The sequence below is a fragment of the Rhodococcus sp. 06-462-5 genome (genome assembly GCF_002258315.1).
Taxonomy (GTDB): domain Bacteria; phylum Actinomycetota; class Actinomycetes; order Mycobacteriales; family Mycobacteriaceae; genus Rhodococcoides.
Genome location: NZ_NOYD01000029.1, coordinates 45,417 through 64,047 on the forward strand (window position 1 = coordinate 45,417; position 18,631 = coordinate 64,047).

19 protein-coding genes are annotated in these 18,631 nt (G+C 65.4%); 9 read left to right on the forward strand and 10 right to left on the reverse strand.

All coding sequences use genetic code 11. The features are described from left to right. Position 1: 1 nt before the first annotated feature. From CH251_RS15530 to CH251_RS15540, 3 genes are read right to left on the reverse strand one after another with little or no spacing between them, the layout of a single operon-like run. On the reverse strand, positions 2-1,645 hold the full coding sequence (locus CH251_RS15530; protein ID WP_094613937.1) for a Na+/H+ antiporter subunit D: 1,644 nt from the start codon (positions 1,643-1,645) through the stop codon (positions 2-4). After that, entirely contained in the window at positions 1,642-2,265 is a 624-nt protein-coding gene (locus CH251_RS15535) for a Na(+)/H(+) antiporter subunit C (RefSeq protein WP_032393775.1), read from the reverse strand. Before CH251_RS15535 ends, CH251_RS15530 begins: the two co-directional genes overlap by 4 nt. Continuing rightward, complete coding sequence (locus CH251_RS15540) at positions 2,262-5,111, reverse strand: Na+/H+ antiporter subunit A (RefSeq protein ID WP_094613938.1); 2,850 nt, start codon at positions 5,109-5,111, stop codon at positions 2,262-2,264. The genes CH251_RS15535 and CH251_RS15540 overlap by 4 nt, the downstream gene beginning before the upstream one ends. 288 nt (positions 5,112-5,399) lie before the next feature. Here CH251_RS15540 and CH251_RS15545 point away from each other — a divergent pair, with 288 nt between their 5' ends. Together CH251_RS15545 and CH251_RS15550 are read left to right on the forward strand one after the other, a co-directional pair. Continuing rightward, positions 5,400-5,753: an NUDIX domain-containing protein gene (locus CH251_RS15545; RefSeq protein ID WP_094614080.1), complete on the forward strand. Its 354-nt coding sequence runs from the start codon at positions 5,400-5,402 to the stop codon at positions 5,751-5,753. A 61-nt stretch (positions 5,754-5,814) separates the two neighbouring features. Further along, on the forward strand, positions 5,815-6,567 hold the full coding sequence (locus CH251_RS15550) for an isocitrate lyase/phosphoenolpyruvate mutase family protein (protein WP_094613939.1): 753 nt from the start codon (positions 5,815-5,817) through the stop codon (positions 6,565-6,567). Between the two features lie 59 nt (positions 6,568-6,626). On the opposite strand, the gene CH251_RS15555 is transcribed toward CH251_RS15550, so the two are convergent. The 6 genes from CH251_RS15555 to CH251_RS15580 form a co-directional block, all read right to left on the reverse strand. Then, the gene (locus tag CH251_RS15555; protein WP_094613940.1) at positions 6,627-8,807 is read right to left on the reverse strand and encodes an AAA family ATPase; all 2,181 of its coding nucleotides are present in this window, start codon (positions 8,805-8,807) and stop codon (positions 6,627-6,629) included. Between the two features lie 24 nt (positions 8,808-8,831). Further along, positions 8,832-9,686: a CDP-diacylglycerol--serine O-phosphatidyltransferase gene (gene pssA / locus CH251_RS15560; protein ID WP_037186737.1), complete on the reverse strand. Its 855-nt coding sequence runs from the start codon at positions 9,684-9,686 to the stop codon at positions 8,832-8,834. 8 nt (positions 9,687-9,694) lie between these two features. Continuing rightward, complete coding sequence (locus CH251_RS15565; protein WP_094614081.1) at positions 9,695-10,411, reverse strand: phosphatidylserine decarboxylase; 717 nt, start codon at positions 10,409-10,411, stop codon at positions 9,695-9,697. A 129-nt stretch (positions 10,412-10,540) separates the two neighbouring features. After that, positions 10,541-10,807 (reverse strand): GlsB/YeaQ/YmgE family stress response membrane protein, encoded by a 267-nt coding sequence (locus tag CH251_RS15570; RefSeq protein WP_094613941.1) that lies wholly within the window; start codon positions 10,805-10,807, stop codon positions 10,541-10,543. 88 nt (positions 10,808-10,895) lie between these two features. Beyond that, the gene (locus tag CH251_RS15575; RefSeq protein ID WP_094614082.1) at positions 10,896-11,360 is read right to left on the reverse strand and encodes an SRPBCC family protein; all 465 of its coding nucleotides are present in this window, start codon (positions 11,358-11,360) and stop codon (positions 10,896-10,898) included. A gap of 161 nt (positions 11,361-11,521) precedes the next feature. Beyond that, positions 11,522-12,298 (reverse strand): DUF1206 domain-containing protein, encoded by a 777-nt coding sequence (locus tag CH251_RS15580; RefSeq protein WP_256979095.1) that lies wholly within the window; start codon positions 12,296-12,298, stop codon positions 11,522-11,524. 445 nt (positions 12,299-12,743) lie between these two features. Between CH251_RS15580 and CH251_RS15585 the strand changes: the two genes are divergently transcribed. Genes CH251_RS15585 through CH251_RS15610 form a run of 6 tightly spaced genes read left to right on the forward strand, consistent with a single transcriptional unit; the run spans position 12,744 to position 17,888 of the window. After that, positions 12,744-14,399, forward strand: a complete 1,656-nt coding sequence (locus CH251_RS15585) for an FAD-dependent oxidoreductase (RefSeq protein ID WP_094613943.1) — start codon at positions 12,744-12,746, stop codon at positions 14,397-14,399. Further along, positions 14,396-15,841: an ATP-binding protein gene (locus tag CH251_RS28145; protein ID WP_094613944.1), complete on the forward strand. Its 1,446-nt coding sequence runs from the start codon at positions 14,396-14,398 to the stop codon at positions 15,839-15,841. Before CH251_RS15585 ends, CH251_RS28145 begins: the two co-directional genes overlap by 4 nt. Continuing rightward, positions 15,838-16,182, forward strand: a complete 345-nt coding sequence (locus CH251_RS15595; RefSeq protein WP_045198761.1) for a UBP-type zinc finger domain-containing protein — start codon at positions 15,838-15,840, stop codon at positions 16,180-16,182. The genes CH251_RS28145 and CH251_RS15595 overlap by 4 nt, the downstream gene beginning before the upstream one ends. Beyond that, a complete protein-coding gene (locus tag CH251_RS15600) occupies positions 16,179-16,598 on the forward strand; it encodes a DUF1801 domain-containing protein (protein ID WP_094613945.1) in 420 nt (139 codons plus the stop codon). Before CH251_RS15595 ends, CH251_RS15600 begins: the two co-directional genes overlap by 4 nt. After that, positions 16,595-17,272, forward strand: coding sequence for a GPP34 family phosphoprotein (locus CH251_RS15605; protein WP_094613946.1), 678 nt, complete (start codon positions 16,595-16,597; stop codon positions 17,270-17,272). Before CH251_RS15600 ends, CH251_RS15605 begins: the two co-directional genes overlap by 4 nt. 10 nt (positions 17,273-17,282) lie before the next feature. Next, a complete protein-coding gene (locus CH251_RS15610; protein ID WP_094613947.1) occupies positions 17,283-17,888 on the forward strand; it encodes a DJ-1/PfpI family protein in 606 nt (201 codons plus the stop codon). Here CH251_RS15610 and CH251_RS15615 read toward each other — a convergent pair. Next, positions 17,868-18,215: a DoxX family protein gene (locus tag CH251_RS15615; RefSeq protein WP_094613948.1), complete on the reverse strand. Its 348-nt coding sequence runs from the start codon at positions 18,213-18,215 to the stop codon at positions 17,868-17,870. The two genes, CH251_RS15610 and CH251_RS15615, sit on opposite strands and share 21 nt — an antisense overlap. Positions 18,216-18,294: 79 nt before the next feature. On the opposite strand from CH251_RS15615, the gene CH251_RS15620 reads away from it, so the two are divergent. Beyond that, entirely contained in the window at positions 18,295-18,624 is a 330-nt protein-coding gene (locus CH251_RS15620) for a helix-turn-helix domain-containing protein (protein WP_094613949.1), read from the forward strand. Positions 18,625-18,631 lie beyond the last annotated feature (7 nt).

Sequence of the window (18,631 nt, forward strand, 5' to 3'; positions counted from 1 at the left end):
TTCATCGAGTGCCTTCCTCGTTTCCTCGTGCCTGCTCCACGGCCCGATCTCCGACGAATTCCGCTCCGCGAACCGCATCGATGTACACCGATCGGTCGCGAAGGTCCGCCGCGGCGCGATCGCTGATGTCGATGATGGGCCCGGCGAACACCGTCATGGCCAGGCCGACGGCAACGAGCCCGATCGTCGGGAGCAACATGAAGGCCGGCATCCGGCCCACGTCCTCGCGATCACCGAACTGGATATCGGACGAGTCGTCGAGAAGAGCGGACGGGCTGTTGTCGGCCAGGTCGCCCTCGGGAGCATCGGCGCGGGCGCGCCAGAACGCCTTGGTCCAGACACGGGCGACGACGTACAGCGTCAGCAAGCTTGTGACCGTTCCGCCCGCGACGAGCAACCAGGCCAACACGCTGCCCTGCTCGCTACCGGCCTGCAGCAGTGCGACCTTGCCGATGAAGCCCGAGAACGGCGGAATGCCACCGAGATTGAGGGCCGGCACCAAGAACACGATCGCCAGGACCGGGCTGGCCGCAGCCAGACCGCCGAGGCGTCGGAGAGACGACGAACCGGCCTGACGCTCGATGAGACCGACGACGAGGAACAGCGTCGTCTGCACCAGAATGTGGTGTGCGACATAGTAGATCGAGCCGGACAATCCCGATTGCGTCGACAGCGCGACGCCGAAGATCATGTAGCCGATATGGCTGACGAGGGTGAACGAGAGCAGTCGCTTGATGTCGCTCTGAGCGATGGAGCCGAGGATGCCGACGAGCATCGTCAGCAGACCACAGACCATCAGTACGTTGTCGAGCGAGCCGTCGGGGAACAGCAGGGTGTGGGCGCGGATGATCGCGTACACACCGACTTTCGTCAGCAGGCCGGCGAACACGGCGGTGACCGGTGCCGGGGCGGTGGGGTAGGAGTCGGGCAGCCACGTCGACAGTGGGAACACCGCGGCCTTGATGCCGAACGCGACCAGCAGGACCGCGAAGATCGCGGTTCTGGTTCCGGGGTTGATGTCGTCCATCCGTACCGCGATGTGGGCCAGGTTCAGCGTCCCGGTTGCGCCGTACACCAGCGCGATGCCGATCAGGAAGATCAGCGAGGACACCATCGACACCATCACGTACGACACGCCCGCACGGACGCGGTCCGCGCTCGCACCGAGTGTCAGCAGCACGAACGACGCCGCGAGCAGCACCTCGAAGCCGACGAACAGATTGAAGAGGTCACCGGCGAGGAACGCGTTGCAGACACCTGCGGTGAGCGCGAGGTAGGTCGGCAGGAAGATCGAAACGGGCTGGTTCTCGCTGCCGTCGCGGATGCCCTGGCCGATCGAGTAGACCATGACGGCCAGCAGCACGATCGACGAGACGACGAGCATCATCGCCGACAGGCGGTCCACCACGAGGGAGATGCCGAGTGGGGAGTCCCAACCGCCGACCTGCAGCGCGCTGGTGCCGTCGCGATCGGCGAGGTAGAGCATCACCGACGAGATCGCGACCACAGCGGTCAGCGCGACGATCGTGATGAAACGCTGAGCGCGGGGACGTCGACCCAGCACCAGAGTCAGAGCTGCCGCAAGCATCGGAATCAGTACCGGCAGCGGAGTCAGAACGTCGATCACTCCTGGGGAGATCGTCACTGGTCGTCTCCCTTCTTCTGTGGCCTGCTGTCGTCCTTCTCGGCTGTGTCGATGCCGTCGAGCCCGCGCACCTGCGGATCGTCGTCGTCGTTGTCGAAGTCACCGTCGTGCAGATCCTCGTAGCATTCGAGGTCCTCGCGATTGACGAGTTGCTCGATCGGAATCGGGTTGCCCTTCGAGTCGAACGCGTCGCCGCCGAAGCTCGGCTCGCCCGTCACCGGGTCGTCCGAGCGGTCGCGGTCGGGGGCCTCGGCCATCGAGCGACGCCGGGAGACCTTGGTGTCCTCGGGGTCGTTCTCGACGTCGTCCTTGGTGTTCAGAGTGAACGACCGATACGCCAGCGCCAGCACGAACGCCGCGATACCCATCGTGATGACGATCGCCGTCAGGATCACTGCCTGGGCGAGCGGGTCGGCCATCTCCTGATTGACGGCGTTGTCGCGGCCCACGATAGGTGGTGCCCCCGCGGGCCCGCCGACGGTGAGCAACAGCAGATTGACGCCGTTGCCGAACAACAGCAGTCCGAGCAGCATCTTGGTGATACTGCGTTCGAGCAGCAGGTACACACCCGATGCGACGAGAACACCGGTGATGATCAGCATTCCGAGATCTGCGGTCATGGGGCGCTCACTCGGCCTTGGCTCTGCATTTCCACCTGCGCGTCGAGACGGGCACCGAGACTACGGAGCACGTCGAGTACCAACCCGACCACGATGAGATACACACCGAGGTCGAAGAACAATGCGGTGACCAACTTGATGTCGCCGAGAATCGGCAACGTCACCTCCAACGTCGCCGAGGACAACGCCGGGGCACCGAGGAACATCGACGCCACCGCGGTACCGGCCGCGAAGATCAGCCCGAGTCCGAGGATCTTTCCGGCGTCGATCGGCACTGCCTCGCCGAGCTCGTAGCGCCCACCCGCCAGGTACCGCAGCACCAGCGCGAGTCCGGCGGTGAGCCCACCGGCGAAACCGCCGCCGGGGGCGTTGTGGCCGGAGAAGAAGAAGTAGATCGAGAGCACCATGATCGTGGGGAAGATCAACCGCGTCGTGACCTCGAGAATCAACGAGCGATGTCGTGGATCGATGAGATCGCCGCCGAGCAACCACGTCGTCTCCGCAGCGAAATTCGCATCCGAGGACGATGCGGGGGCGTCGGACACCCGCGGAGCGCTGCCGAACCGGCGGTTACGGAAGACCAGGCTGGCCACGCCCGTTGCCGCGACGAGGAGAACGCAGATCTCGCCGAGGGTGTCCCAGGCACGGATGTCCACGAGGATGACGTTGATGACGTTCTTGCCGTCGCCCAGGTCGTATGCGGCGTCCGGCAGGAGCAGCGACACCGGTGCCGTGTTTCGGGCGTTCATCGCGAATGCGCCCAGCACACTGACGGTCGCTCCGACGGCGACGGCCAGCACGGCGCGGGGGGCCCGCGAACCGGCCGAGCCTCGATCGTCTACCTCGGCAGGCAGCTTGCGCAGCACCAAGACGAACACCACGAGGGTGAGGGTCTCGACGAGGAACTGGGTCAGGGCCAGGTCCGGTGCGCCGTGAATGGCGAAGATGACGCCGCAGCCGTAGCCGGTGAGCCCGACGAGGATGACGCTGGCCAGGCGGTTGCGCATCACCGTGGCTCCGAGGCCACCGGCGATCATGATCACGCCGATGACCAGCTGCAATGGGGTGTTCCACAGGGTGTAGTCCAGGCCGGAGTCCTGGCCGACGAGCAACACGATCATCGGCAGCAGCACCAGAGTCAGCAGGATCGTGCCCTGGGTGAGGGGGAGCGAACCACGCTGGGTGGTGCCGGTCAGGCGGATGGACAGGGCGTCCATGTACTTGAGCACGTTGTCGTAGATGCGGTCTGCATTGCCGAGCGGGGGGTGCTCGAACTTGAGCCGATTCACCACCCGGTGCGCGATGAACAACCCGACACCGCCGGTGACGACGATGACCGTGAGCGCGAGCGGAAGGTTGAATCCGTGCCAGAGGGCCAGGTGGTAGGGCTCCTGGCCGTACGACGGGAGGGTGCGGGCGTAGGGACTGACGATGCGGTCGACGATCGAGGATCCGAATCCGGCGATCACGCCGAGAACCGCCAGGAAAGCAGGTGCAGCCAGGAACAGTGCGGACGGTGCGTGCATCGCCCTGACCGACGGACTCGGACGCTTGAGCTGCTTGCGTGCGAACGCGCCCCAGACGAACCGGATGCTGTAGGTGACTGTGAGGATCGAGCCGATCACCAGGCCTGCGACGACGACCGCCGCGACCGTTGGATCGAGCGTCGGCGTGCTGATCACGGCCGACAACGCCGTCTCCTTGCCGACGAAACCGAGCATCGGCGGGAGTCCGGCCATGCTGGCCGCGGCCAGCGCCGCTATCGCGGCGAGCCAGGGAGCCTTCTTGCCCAGGTGGGCGAGTTTGCGGATGTCGCGGGTGCCGGTGGTGTGATCGACGATGCCCACGACCATGAACAGCGCCGCTTTGAACATCGCGTGTGCGATCACCATCGTCAGGCCGGCGAGCATGGCCTTTTCCGAGCCGATGCCGACCAGGACCATGAGGAAGCCGAGCTGGCTGACGGTTCCGAACGCGAGAATCAGCTTGAGGTCGAATGCGCGCAGAGCTCGCCATCCGGCCAGGATCATCGACAGCAGTCCGAGGCTGATCACGGTGGCGCGCCACGGGCCGGAATCGGCAAACCCCGGGGCCAGGCGTGCCACCAGGTAGATGCCTGCTTTGACCATCGCGGCGGCATGGAGGTAGCCGCTGACCGGCGTCGGTGCGGCCATGGCTCCTGGCAGCCAGAAGTGCAGTGGCACGATGGCCGACTTGCTCAGTGCGCCGATGAGAACCAGCACGATCGCGACACCGGGCAACCAGCCGCCCGGCGCGTTCGCGACCAGCTCGGAGAGGTTGTAGGTGCCGGACACCTGGCCGAGGATGATGATGCCGACCAGCATCGCCAGCCCGCCGGCGGTGGTGACGAGCAGTGCCTGAGTGGCTGCGCGTCTGCTCGAGGCTCGCTCGGCGTAGTGGCCGACGAGCAGGAACGACAGGACCGTCGTGATTTCCCAGAAGATGTAGAGCACCAGCATGTTGTCGCTGGTGATGAGGCCGAACATCGCACCGGAGAACGCGACCATCTCGGCGGCGAACAGTCCGAGCCGGGGCTCGTCGTCCTCGAAGTAGCGTGCGCAGTAGAGCAGAATCAGTGCGCCGATGCCGAGGACCAGCAGCGACATGATGGCGGCGAGGGAGTCGAACCGCATGTCGATGTTCATCGACAGGCCGGGGACCCATTCGATGTTCAGCTTCTGATCGGTTCCCCAGTTGCCGAACACCCAGATCAGGCTGAGCAGGGGTACGAGTGCGAGGGGGAAGAAGGCATTGCGACCCCACAACCGGACCAGCAGCGGCGCGAGCAGCGCGGCGGCGGCGTGCGCAAGAAGAATGGCGAGCAAAAATCACTCCGTCGTCTCGGTCGCATCGGCGGTGAAACCGAGCGGTGGTCGTAGGGCGGCGATGAGTAGGGTGTGCGAAGTCCGTATGAAATTCGATGCGAAGCTTTGGGAAGTAACGAACCGGTCGCCGATCGGCAGCCGTGAGTTGTCGATGTCCACTTTACTTTGCGTGGTCGGACGCGTGCCAAGCGGTACAGAACGGCCGCAAGTCCGTGAGAGGGGAGCGCGCCGGTGACCGAGCCGAATCTCATTCGGACCGCCGGGCTGGCGTACGTCCGGGATCGTCGAATGATTCAGACGCGATCGGTCGGCAAATCTGCGTTCTACATGGCGGGCGGAAAGATCGACCCCGGCGAGACACCCGAGCAAGCACTCCATCGTGAGATCAGGGAAGAGCTCGATGCGGCGGTGACGGACGCCCGATTGCTCGGCGTGTTCGAGTGCGAGGCCTGGGGGCACCCGGCGGGCACCCCGCTCGAGATCACCTGTTTCCTCGCCGATCTGGCGAACGATCCGACGCCGACCAGCGAAATTGCCGAGATCAGGTACTTCACCCGGGACGAGTACGCGGCGATGCCCGACGTCGCTCCTGGATCCCTGATGGTGTTCGACCGGATGAGAGCACTCGATTTGATCGACTGAAGCGGGTATGTTGGAGACGGGAGAACGTACGTTCTCCACCGGCCACCGTTGAGGAGTACCCATGACGAACCTGTCCCAGAAAGCCACAACCCTGCTCGAGCTGCACCAGCCAGGAAACCCGGTCGTACTGCCGACCGTGTGGGATGCCTGGTCCGCCAACCTTGCCGTGTCCGCAGGCTTCACCGCGCTGACCGTCGGAAGCCACCCCGTCGCCGACTCCGTCGGCAAGCCCGACAACGAAGGCATGACCTTCGACGAACTGCTCACCCGCATCTCGCAGATCTCCGCAGCCGTCGACGTGCCGCTGTCGGTCGACATCGAAGCCGGCTACGGCGAGGATCCCAAGCGACTGATCGACGGCCTCATCTCCGTCGGAGCCGTCGGCCTCAACATCGAGGACACCGTGCACAGCGAGGGCGGGCGCCTCCGTGAAGCGCAGGAACACGCCGACTTCGTCGGAGCACTGCGCGCAGCGTCCGACGCCACCGACGTCCACGTGGTCATCAACGCCCGCACCGACCTGTTCGTCAAGGCGATCGGCGACGAGAGCGACCGCGTCGACCGCGCCATCGCACGCCTGAAGCTGGCCGCCGCGGCCGGAGCCGACTCGCTCTACCCCGTCGGATTCCACAACGACGCCGATTACAAGCGCCTCGCCGAGGAACTCCCACTGCCCATCAATGCCATCGCCAACCCCGCCGAAGGCGACCTGAAGCACTTCGCATCCCTCGGCGTCGGCCGCATCAGCTTCGGTCCGATCTTCCAGATGACACTCGCCAAGCGGGCAGAGGAAGTCCTCGCGCGCTGGAAGTAAATGCCTCCGGCAGTGGTGTGGTCGAGTGCCGCAGAGGGCACCTAACCGCACCACTGCCGCTAGGCACTCCCGTAGGCCCGCAGATGCGCCACCTGCTCGGGATCGAGTGACGGCTTCACCGTCGCCCGAGCGGCGGCGACATCGGCGGCGGTGACGTCGGCTGCATCCATCGACCGGCGCATCGCCGTCAACGCGGCCTCACGCAGCAAGGCCGCGCAGTCGGCCGCGGAGTAGCCGTCGAGATCGCGCGCCAGCGACTCCAGATCCACGTCCTCGGCGAGCGGGATGGATTTGCCCGACGCCTTCAGGATGTCCACGCGGGCATCGGAATCCGGCGGCGGCACGAACACCAGGCGCTCGAGTCGACCGGGGCGCAACAGGGCGGGATCGATCAGATCGGGCCGATTGGTCGCCCCGAGTACGACGACGTCGCGCAACGGTTCGACGCCGTCGAGTTCGGTCAGCAGCGCCGCGACAACGCGGTCGCCGACGCCGGAATCCGAGCTCTGGCCGCGTCGGGGGACGAGCGCATCCACCTCGTCCAGGAAGATCAGCGACGGAGCGGAATCGCGGGCACGCTGAAACAGTTCTCGCACAGCCTTTTCCGATGATCCGACCCATTTGTCCATCAGTTCCGCGCCCTTGACCGAGTGCACGCTGAGCTGCCCGGAACTGGCCAGCGCTCGCACGAGGAACGTCTTGCCGCAGCCGGGTGGACCGTACAGCAGAACTCCTCGCGGCGGCTCGATTCCCAAGCGCGCGAACGAATCCGGGTGACGCAGCGGCCACAGTACCGCCTCGGTGAGCGCTTGCTTGGTCTCCACCATGTCGCCGACGTCGTCGAGCGTGAGACTGCCGATGGCCAGTTCTTCGCTACCCGAGCGCGACAGTGGACGGATCACCTGGAGAGCGCCCACCAGATCGTCCTGCGTCAACGAGGCCGCGGCCGAATCGTTCGATGCGCGAGCCGCCGCCCGCAGCGCCGCCTCCCGCGTCAGTGCGGCCAGATCGGCGACCACGAAACCCGGTGTTCGAGAAGTTATCTCGGCCAGATCGACGTCGCCCTGCGGAACCTTGCGCAGCAGATGCTCGAGCAGACCCTTGCGGCCTGCCGCGTCGGGCAGGGTGAGGGTGAGCTCACGGTCGCACAGGTCCTGACCGCGCAACCGGGGATCGGTTGCCTCCGGGTGAGCCGTCGTCGCGATCAACGCCAGACCGGGAGTGTCCACGGCCCGGCGCAGCACGTCGAGGACGAACGTGGACGCCGGTTCGGGAACGGAGGGCAGCAACGCGTCGACGTCGGTGATCAGCAGAACCCCGGAGCCGGCGAGTTCGTCGACTGCCGCGGTGACCCGGTCCACCCGAGCCGAGGCCTCCAGCGCACCGATCGACGGTCCGTCCAGCACGACGCATGCGCGTTCGCCGATGACCGCGCGCGCCAACGTCGCCTTGCCGACCCCGCCCGGTCCGGTGATCAACACCCCAAGATGCGGCGACGCGCCCAGCGTCGCCAACAGCTCCGACTCGTCCAACGCCAGCCGCAGCCACTCGGTGAGTTTCGACTGTTGGGCGCTCACTCCCACCAGATCCGCCACACTCACCGGCGGTGCCGCGGACTTCGGGGCCGGAATCGACGCAGCCGACGGCTGTGCAGCGGTGACGGTGCCGGAGCCCCAGCCGACCGCCGAATTGGGCTGCACACTCACCGGCCCACCCGACGGGTCGACAGCCGAGACCGTCAACAGTTCGGTGGTCCACGCAACCCCGAACGTCCTCGACAGCGCCTGCGTCGCAGACGTGGTCGAGGTGCCGGGTCCGAGATCGCGGGGGAGGAGCGAGACCGTATCGCCCACCGTCAGCACCTTACCGAGCAACGCTTGGCGCAGGGTGGCGTCGGAGATGGAACCGGTGGCGAGCGCGGATCCTGTCACCGTGACGGTCCTTGCCCCGTAAACGGTGACGGGTCCGACTGCGACAGAAGCATTTTCGCGAAGTCCGGTGTTGGAGAGAGTGACGTCGTCCAGCAATGCGGTGCCCTGAGGGGATCCGTCGGGAGCCGCTGCGACGACGGCGGCAGTGCGACGAGAACCGATGAGCGACACGGCATCCCACTCCCGCAGGCCGAGAGCCGCGAGAACTTCCGGATGCAGGCGCACGACGCCGCGTCGGGCGTCGGCCGCCGAGGTGTTGAGGCGGGCGGTGAGAACGAGCTCAGGCGTCGTCGAGCGGGATTCGGTCACACACCCAACATTAGCCGCGAGGCACTAGCTGCGAGGTCGACGCAGTCCCAGACGAGCCTGCGAACGCCGATTGTTGCCCGGTGCGCGTCGGATGGCCCGGCGCTCTGCGCGGCGCTCGGCCGGCTTGGCGTCCCAGGTGTACGGGCGCGCGGCCGTCCACCGCTGCGAGCGCACCGCGAACGGGATGTGCACCAGGTAGGCCAGCACCAAGCCCATCAGCAGGATCAGCGGGAAGGTGATGAGCGCGGCGGCGAGCAGCGCGACGAGCACCAGCAGGATCGCGGCCAGCCGCGGCGGCACCGAGACCGTCTTGAGCGCCAACGTGGGGATGCGGCTGACAATCAGACCGGCGGTGAGGATCGCCCATCCGGCGACGACGTAGAACGAGGCCCACCAGCCGTCGCCGAATTGCTCGAAGCCCGCGATCGGTGCCATGGCGATGAGCGCTCCGGCGGGGGCGGGAACACCGGTGAAGTACTCACGCGCGTAGGCAGGCGTGTCGTCCTCGTCGAGCAGGGTGTTGAAGCGCGCGAGGCGGAGCACGATGCTCACGGCGTAGACCAGAGCCACGATCCAGCCGCCGCTGCTGCCCTCGAGCAGCGTCACGTACAGCACCAGCGCCGGGGCCACACCGAACGAGATGGCGTCGGACAGCGAGTCCAGTTCGGCGCCGATCTTGCTGGTGGCGTCGAGCAATCGGGCGATGCGACCGTCCAGTGCGTCGAGGATCGCAGCGGCACCGATCATGGCGAGCGCGGTGCCGAGCTGGCCGTCGAGGGCGAACTTGACCGCGGACAGGCCCGAGCACAGCGCGAGAATCGTGACGACGGACGGGAGCAGACGGATGGCAGCAGGCGGCTTCGCGCGTCTGGTGATCATGTCGGTTTCTACTGCGGAAGCTCGGCGAGGACGGTCTCGGCTCCGACGGCGCGTTGGCCGCGTTCGACCAGAAGTGTGGTGCCCGCGGGGAAGTAGGTGTCGACGCGGGAGCCGAATCGGATCAGGCCGTACGTGTCGCCGATCGACAGGGTGTCTCCGACCTTCGCGTTGTTGATGATGCGTCGAGCGATGAGGCCTGCGATCTGTACGACGGCGACATCTTGGCCGGAGTCGGTCCTGATGTGCATGCTGTTGCGCTCGTTGACCTCGCTGGCCTCGGCCAGGTCCGCGGACTTGAACTGGCCCTTTCGGTGCACGACCTCCACCACTCGACCGGCGACGGGAACGCGCTGCACGTGCACGTCGAGAACCGAGAGGAAGATGCTCACGCGCGGAACCGGCTGCGAGCCCAGATCGAGCTCGGCGGGCGGGACGGCGGTGTCGACGAGCGTGACCAGGCCGTCGGCGGGAGCGACGACGACGCCGGGGCGGTTCGGCGGCACTCGCGACGGGTGGCGGAAGAAGGTGGCGCAGGCTCCGGCGGCAACGAGACCGGCGTTGCGAACCCACTTGGAACGGCGGCCGAGAACTGCGACGGCGAGCGGACCTCCGACGAACGGCAGCCCTGCGGGGTGTAGCGGTGGAACCGTTTCACGAACCAAATCGACGATGTGAGCCACTCCGGTGCGGGGCGGTTGACCAATCGGGGCGGGACGGCGTGCCACGGTCTCCTCTAACTTTTCGTCGGACATGGGCTGGCAGTTCGTGGTGCTGGAACAAGGTGCAGACGCGCGACTGCCGAGGCCCTCACAGCGTACGTGAGGTGCCCCGGCAGTCGAGAAGTGCGAGTGAAATCAGACGCGGCTGCGACCCGTCACGAGCTTGACCAGGAACAGCAGGATGCACGCGCCCAAGAGGCAGGTGATGAAGCTGAAGATGATTCCGCCGCCCTCGACGTCGAGGAAGGTGCTGAGCAGGAAGCCGCCCAGGAGGCCGCCGATGATGCCGACGACGATGTTCAGGATGATGCCCATCTGAGCATCGGTCTTCATGATCTTGCTACCGATCCAGCCGGCCAGTCCGCCGATGATGATCCAGCCTACAAATCCGAGTCCCAACATAGGGTGCCCCCACTTTCCGTTCGTGTCTGTTGCTTGTCGAGACGACGGATGCCCGTGGGAAACGAACCTGAAACATTCCTGAGAAAAGTTATTTCGAGCTCGACTTCTCGCTCTCGGTCTTGATACGACGCAGAGTCTTGTTCATGCCGTCGATCAACTCCACGTCGAATTCGTCGATGCCACCGAGGACGCGTTGCACCAGGAACGACGACACAGCCGACGTGCCCGTCGGCGCTTCGCGCTTCTCGACCACGGTCGTTCCGGTGGCGGTCGGGGTGAGGGTGTAGGACCAGATCGTCTTGTTCTCGGCGACGCGGAACGCGAGTTCACGGTTGGGCTCGAACGTGACGACCTTGGAGGTGGTCGGCCACACGAGCATTCCCTTGCGATTGACGTTGAGCGTCTTGGTGCCCTTGCCGACCGGTCCGCCGAAGACCTTCATCTTCTTGCACTGTGGGCTCCACTCACCCATGCGCTGCAGGTCCGAGACGACGGACCAGACGGTCTCGGGGCTCGCGGCGATGTCGATCGTGGCTTCGAGAGTCTTGCTCAACGTGGGCCTCCAGGTAGTGAAGTAGATGCAACTGAATGTCACACTCAATCGTGCGCATCCTATGTGTCAACGGACACAGTTGGCTACGCAGGTGAGCAGAAGTTCGTAGCCCACTACGAATTACCGCTCACCTGGGGTCGTTCCGCAGGCTCCACTCCCGCTCACATGCGAGCGAAGCGAGCCAGAACGAAGGCATAGAGCCCGTAGAGCGCGATGCCCACCCCGGCGAGGACGAGCAGAACCTGACCGTAGGGCTGCGAGCCGAGGGTCTTGACGGCACCGTCGATGCCGGTGGCCTTTGATGGATCGGATTGCAGAACGGCCACCACGACGAGGAGTCCGGCCCCGACGAGGGCAGTGCCCTTGGCGGCGTAACCGGCGATGCCGAGTTTGACGACTGCCCCGCTCTGGTGCCCTTCGAGGTCGTCGAGGAAGTTCTTCGAGACGCCCTTGTAGACGTGGTATCCGCCGACGCCGATGACGACCAGCGCGACGGCGATGAGCACGAGCTTGCCGCCGCCCGACTCCATCAACCGGGCCGACCAGCCGGCGTTCTGCTGCCCGCTCGACTTGCCCGAGCCGGTAGCGAAGCCGTAGGTCGAGAAAGCGAACGCGATGTAGACGACGGCTAGCGCTGCCGCTTTGAGACGATCCATCGCACTGCCGGCGTCGGCGTCGGATTTCTTGCCGACGATCGCTTCGACGATCCGCCACAGCGCCAGCGCCACGAACGCGACCACCGCCACCCAGAGTGCGATCTTTCCGCCGGGCTTCTCGGCCAATTCGGCGAGTGCACCGGATTGGTCTGCGTTGCCGGCCTGGCCGAACGCCAACCGAACCGCGATGTATCCGATCAGAATGTGCAGCACTCCGCTGACGAAGTGGCCGGCTCGCGCCGCTTTCTCGAATGCTCCGTTGTTCTGTACGGAACTGGCCACAGAATTTCCCGACGTGTTCACTATCGTTCCCCGATCAGTAGATTTGGGCTCCCGTTTACCCCGAGCGAGGACGGAGGAAACTGTCTCGAGCTGCGAAACGCCGCACGAGATCCCACCGAGGCGTTAACACCGGGCGGACACTGATCGATGTAGCAAGCGGAGTGTCGGGACCAACGAAGAAATTGTTCGGAGTGATCCACCGTGAAATTACAGTCGATAATGCGTCGTACCAGCAGTGATCTACCACTGTTGAAGACCGCCAGGATGAGCGGCAGCCCGCGTACGTGGCCCGCCGAGAAGCTCGAGCGACTGCTCACCCCGCAGGAACTCGATCTGATTCGACGCGGCCGAATCTGACCCCACTGTTTCCAGGACTGCTTGCCTCCCATTCGGGGCGACGCGGTGGCATGCTCATGAGGTTGACGAGCACCAGTCCTGGAGGGTCATGAAACCGGTCATTCTCAGCGTCGACGACGATCCCGGAGTATCGAGATCGGTCGCCCGCGATCTGCGTCGTCGCTACGGGGAGCAGTACCGCATCGTGCGCGCGGAGTCCGGTGCCGGGGCGCTCGACGCCCTGAAGGAACTCGCGTTGCGCGGCAACCCGGTCGCCGTTCTGCTGGCCGACTACCGCATGCCGCAGATGAGCGGCATGGAATTTCTCGAGCAGGCCATGGATATCTTTCCGACGGCCCGTCGCATTCTTCTGACCGCGTACGCGGACACCGATGCGGCGATCGACGCGATCAACGTCATCGATCTCGACTACTACCTGCTCAAGCCGTGGGATCCCCCCGAGGAAAAGCTCTACCCCGTGCTCGACGCCCAACTCGAGGCCTGGTGTGCGTACGACCACCGGGCCGTCGAGGACACCAAGATCATCGGCCATCGTTGGTCCGCGCGCTCGTCGGAGATCCGCGAGTTCCTCGCTCGAAATCAGCTGCCCTATCGCTGGTACATGTCCGACGAGTCCGAGGGTGCCCGGCTGCTGGCCGCCGCGGGTGTGGACGACACCCGCTTGCCGGTGGTGATCACCACCGAGGGCGATGCGTTGATCGAACCGTCCGACGCCGAACTCGGCAATCGGCTCGGGTTGACGGTGTCGCCGTCCGAGGAGTTCTACGACCTGGTCGTCATCGGCGGCGGACCGGCGGGATTGGGAGCCGCGCTCTACGGTGCGTCGGAGGGCCTGCGGACCACCCTGATCGAACGGACCGCAACCGGCGGCCAGGCGGGTCAGAGTTCTCGCATCGAGAACTACCTGGGCTTTCCCGACGGTGTGTCGGGCGCTCAGCTGGCCGAGCGGGCACGCCGGCAGGCGTTGAAATTCGGTGCCGAGGTCGTCACCACGCAGGACGTCGTCGGCCTGGAAACCAACGGTGCCGCGCGCACCGTACGGTTCGCCGACGGCCGCAGCATCAGTGCCCAGACGATCATCCTGTCCACCGGCGTCGCCTATCGCCGGCTGGACGCTCCCGGAATCGACGACTTCACCGGACGCGGCGTGTTCTACGGATCGGCGATGACCGAGGCGGCGCGATGCGCCGAGCAGGACGTCTACATCGTGGGCGGCGCGAACTCGGCGGGTCAGGCGGCGGTGTACCTCTCGCGCGGGGCGAAGTCGGTGACCATTCTGATTCGGGCCACCTCCCTCGAAGCGTCGATGTCGTACTACCTGATCAAGCAGATCGAAGAGAATCCGAAGATCAGTGTTCGACCGTGCACCGAGGTCGCGGGCGTGTCGGGCGACGGTCACCTCGAGTCGATCACGCTGCGGAACCGGGCAACCGACGAGACGACGACTGTCGACGCGCAGTATCTGTTCCTGTTCATCGGGGCGGCACCGCGCACCGAGTGGCTCGACGGGGTGCTCGTGCGGGACGACCATGGATTCGTGGTCACCGGGCCGGATCTCGTCACCGACGGACGGGGACCTGCCGGATGGACGTCCGCTCGACTCCCGCATCACCTCGAGACGAGTGTGCCCGGCGTCTTCGCAGCCGGCGACGTTCGATCCGACTCGGCCAAACGCGTCGCGTCGGCAGTGGGAGAGGGAGCGATGGCCGTGATGTTGGTGCACAGATATCTGGCGAACCCGTGAGTGGGCTCGCGTGTGATCCGGAGGAGTTGCGGACGCTGTTCCTGTTCGAGCAGCTCACCGACGCACAGTTGGCGGAGCTCTGTCGAGACGGGCGTATCGAGACGATCGAGCCGGGGCCGGTGTACTCGGAGGGTGATCCGGCGACGTGTTTCTACGTGTTGATGGACGGTGCCGTGGTGCTCTCGAAGCTCTCGGGCGGGGAGGATCTGGTGGTCAACCGGACCTCGCAACGCGGGGTGTACGCGGGGGCGTGGCAGGCGTACCTGGGTGATCGGGTGCCGCAGACATATCAGGGTTCGATGCGGGTGACCGAGCGCTCCCGGTTCTTCGTACTCGACGCCGAATGCTTCGCGTCCATCGTGCGGGAGTGGTTCCCGATGGCGCTGCACCTGCTCGAGGGTCTGTTCTTCGGTAACCAGAACACCAAGCAGATAGTGGAACAGCGAGAACGCCTGTTGGCGTTGGGTTCTCTGTCGGCCGGGTTGACGCACGAGCTGAACAATCCGGCCGCGGCCGCGGTGCGGGCGACGTCGGCGCTGCGGAATCGGGTGGCGCACATGCGGCAGAAGTTGGCGATGATCGCCGGCGGCACTCTCGATCGCGGCAGCATGGCGCATCTGGTCGGACTGCAGAACGAAGCCGTCGAGCTGGTGGCCAAGGCTCCGAAGCTGACCGCGATGGAGGCGTCGGACCGCGAGGACGAACTCGGAGAGTGGTTCGAGGACAAGGGCATCGGTGACGGTTGGGACTTGGCTCCGACGTTCGTCTCGGCCGGTCTGGATGTGCCGTGGCTCGACAAGGTTGCTGCGACGGTGGACGATCCGACGATGCTCGAAGGTGCGATCCGGTGGCTCAACTACACCGTCGAAACCGAGTTGCTGATGAACGAGATCGCAGATTCGACCACCCGCATCTCCACGCTCGTCGGTGCCGCGAAACAGTATTCGCAGATGGACCGCGCGCCGTACCAGACCGTCGACGTGCGGGAATTGCTCGACAGCACTCTGATCATGTTGGGCCGCAAGATCGGTGACGACATCCGGGTGGTCAAGGACTACGACCCCGCGGTGCCGCCCATTCCGGCATACGCAGCCGAACTCAATCAGGTGTGGACCAATCTGATCGACAATGCAGTGCAGGCGATGGCGGCGACCCCCGAGGAGAAGAGGGTGTTGACGGTGCGGACATCGTTGGACGAGGATCAGGTTCAGATCGAGATCTGCGATACCGGACCCGGTGTGCCGCAGGAGATTCGGTCGCGGATCTTCGAGCCGTTCTTCACCACGAAGCCGGTCGGCGAAGGCACGGGTCTCGGCCTGGACATCTCGTGGCGGATCGTGGTGAAGAAGCATCAGGGTGATCTTCGGGTGGTGTCGGAGCCCGGTGACACGCGATTCATCGTGCGACTGCCCGTCAGCCCGGCCATAGAGGAGGCATCATGACCATCGAAGGCATCGACCCGAAGGTCCCACCGTCGGGTCCGGGGTGTGTCGAGTGCACGCAGACGCAAGGGTGGTGGGTGCATCTGCGTCGGTGCGCGCAGTGCGGTCACATCGGATGTTGCGACTCCTCGCCGTCGCAGCACGCCAGTAAGCATGCCGAGTCCACCCGGCACCAGTTCGTGCGCAGCTACGAGCCCGGCGAGGACTGGTTCTACAACTACGCCGACGAGCAGATGTACGACGGTCCGGAATTGGCTCCACCGCAACATCATCCACTCGATCAGACAGTTCCAGGTCCGCGTGAGCGAGTGCCGTCGAACTGGCAGGCCCTGATCAATTGAACGAGAACCTGACGCGACCCACCGACGTGCCGGCCGAGGATTTCCTGGCCGCCGTGCAGCATCCGGTTCGCCGCGCGGACGGGCTCGTGCTCGCCGAGATGATGGGTCGGGTGACCGGGCAGCCGGCGGTGATGTGGGGGCCGACCATGGTGGGTTTCGGCACCTACCGATACACGACGGGCAGTGGCCGTCGGGGCGAGTATTTCGTCGTCGGGTTCTCCCCACGCAAGGCGAATCTGTCGGTGTACGGCGCGACGTACGCCCCGGAATCGGACTCTTTGCTCGAACGATTGGGCAAGCACAAGCGAGGCGCAGGTTGCCTGTACGTGAACAAGCTCGCCGATGTGGACATAGTGATTCTCGAGCAACTGGTGGCTCACAACTACCCGTACATCCTGGGTAATCTCGCGTCATGACCTTGATCGCGGAGGACCTCCTGTTGCTGTTGCTCGACGACGAGTCGGGCAAGCCGCTGGCCGACAGCACCAAGTTGCCGCGCGTACTGGCCGGTGCATTGGTGGTCGAGCTCGCGATGGACGGTTCACTGCGCATCACCGGCCCCGGTGAACAGATCAAGAAGGATCATGTGGTCGTCGCAGGAGCGCCCCCCGCCGACGTCCTGCTGCGTCGAGTGTTCGATCTCGTGGCGTCGGCGTCGCGGCCGATGAAGCCGCAGAAGGTGATCGAGAAGTCGCAGAAGAATCTGTCGAAGGAGTTGGTTGCGCGGCTGGTGGCTCAGGGCTTCGTCACCGAGAACAAGGACAAGGTGTTGGGGCTGTTCCCGACCACGACGTGGCCTGCTCGTGACACCTCGCACGAGAAGGTGTTGCGAGATTCCTTACGCAGCGCGCTGGTCGACGGGACGACGCCGTCGCCCCACACGGCTGCGTTGATCTCGTTGATTTCGGCGGTGGACCTGACGCACAAGGTGATCGTGGATGCGGACAAGAAGCTGCTGAAACAGAGGGCGAAGCAGATCGCCGAGGGAGAGTGGGCAGGCGCGGCGGTGCGCAAGGCCGTCTCGGATGTGAACGCTGCGGTGATGGCCGCGGTGATGGTGCCCGTCATCGTGTCGACTACGAGCAGCTGAAAGTCAGGGTATGAGTAGAAGTGTTGCAATTCTGATGTTCGACGAGGTCGAGGTACTCGACGCGTGCGGGCCGTTCGAGGTGTTCTCGGTGGCGAATCGAGTGGCCGAACGTGCCGGGAGTGCACGACCTTTCGAGGTGACGCTCGTCGGGATCGACGACAGGGCGGTGGTCGCCCGGGGCGGTATGAGGATCGGCGTCGACACCACGATCGAGGATCCGCGGGGATACGACGTCGTCGTGGTTCCGGGTGGCGTCGTCGACGCGGTCTCGGACGACAGTCGAGTGCTCCAGTGGTTGAAGGGCCTTCGCTCCGACGCCGAGTTGGTGGCGTCGGTGTGCACGGGTGCGTTCGTGCTGGCGGCGGCGGGACTGCTCGACGAGCGTCCGGTCACCACGCACTGGGAGGATCTGGAACTGCTGCGGGAGAGCTGGCCTGCGCTGGTGGTGCACGAGGGCGTTCGGTACATCGACCACGGCGATCTGGCGACCTCGGCCGGTATCAGCGCCGGTCTCGATCTGGCACTGCACCTGGTCGCGCGGTGGGCGGGAGCGGATCATGCTCTCGCCACCGCGGGCCAGATGGATTACGACTGGTCAGGCGCTGAGCACCCGTAGCACCAGGGCGACGACGGCGAACACGGCCAGTCCGGCGGCGGGTGCGAAGTCCTTGTCCTTGGCGCGCAGGTGGGCGGCAACGGCCCCGACGAAGTACAGGATGACGCCGACGGCAGCAGCGACGCCGATGGGCCAGACGGCCAATCCCACCAGCAGGCCGACGGCTCCGAGCAGTTCCGCGTAGGCGAGCCAGGGAATCTTGCCGGCGGGAACGCCGACCTGCTCGAGCATCGGGATGACGGATGGATTCTTCGTCAGTTTCCCGACGGCGGAGAACGTGAGCGCGACGGCGAGCAGAACCGAGACGACGACGGTTGCGATGAACATGAGCCCTTCTTTCATTTCCGAGGCCACTAGTAATTCAGAAGTAGCAAGGCGGACTGTAGCACCTCGGTAGGGTGGACGTATGGTCACGAACGAGCAGCCTCACGATCCTCGGGCCTGCGACGGGGCGCTGACCAAAGCCTTCGGCTTCCTCGGCAAGAGATGGAACGGAATTCTTCTCGCGACGCTGATGAACGGGCCGATGGGATTCTCGGACCTGCGCCGTGCCGTCGGTGGTATCAGTGACTCGGTGTTGTCCGAGCGACTCGGCGAACTCGCCAAAGCGGGCCTGATTGCGCGCACCGTCGACGACGGGCCACCCATCTCCGTGGGGTACAGCCTGACGTCGTCCGGCGAGGCGCTGCTGCCGTCGTTGGAGGCTCTCACCGACTGGGCTTCGAAAAACCTCTGACCCCCGC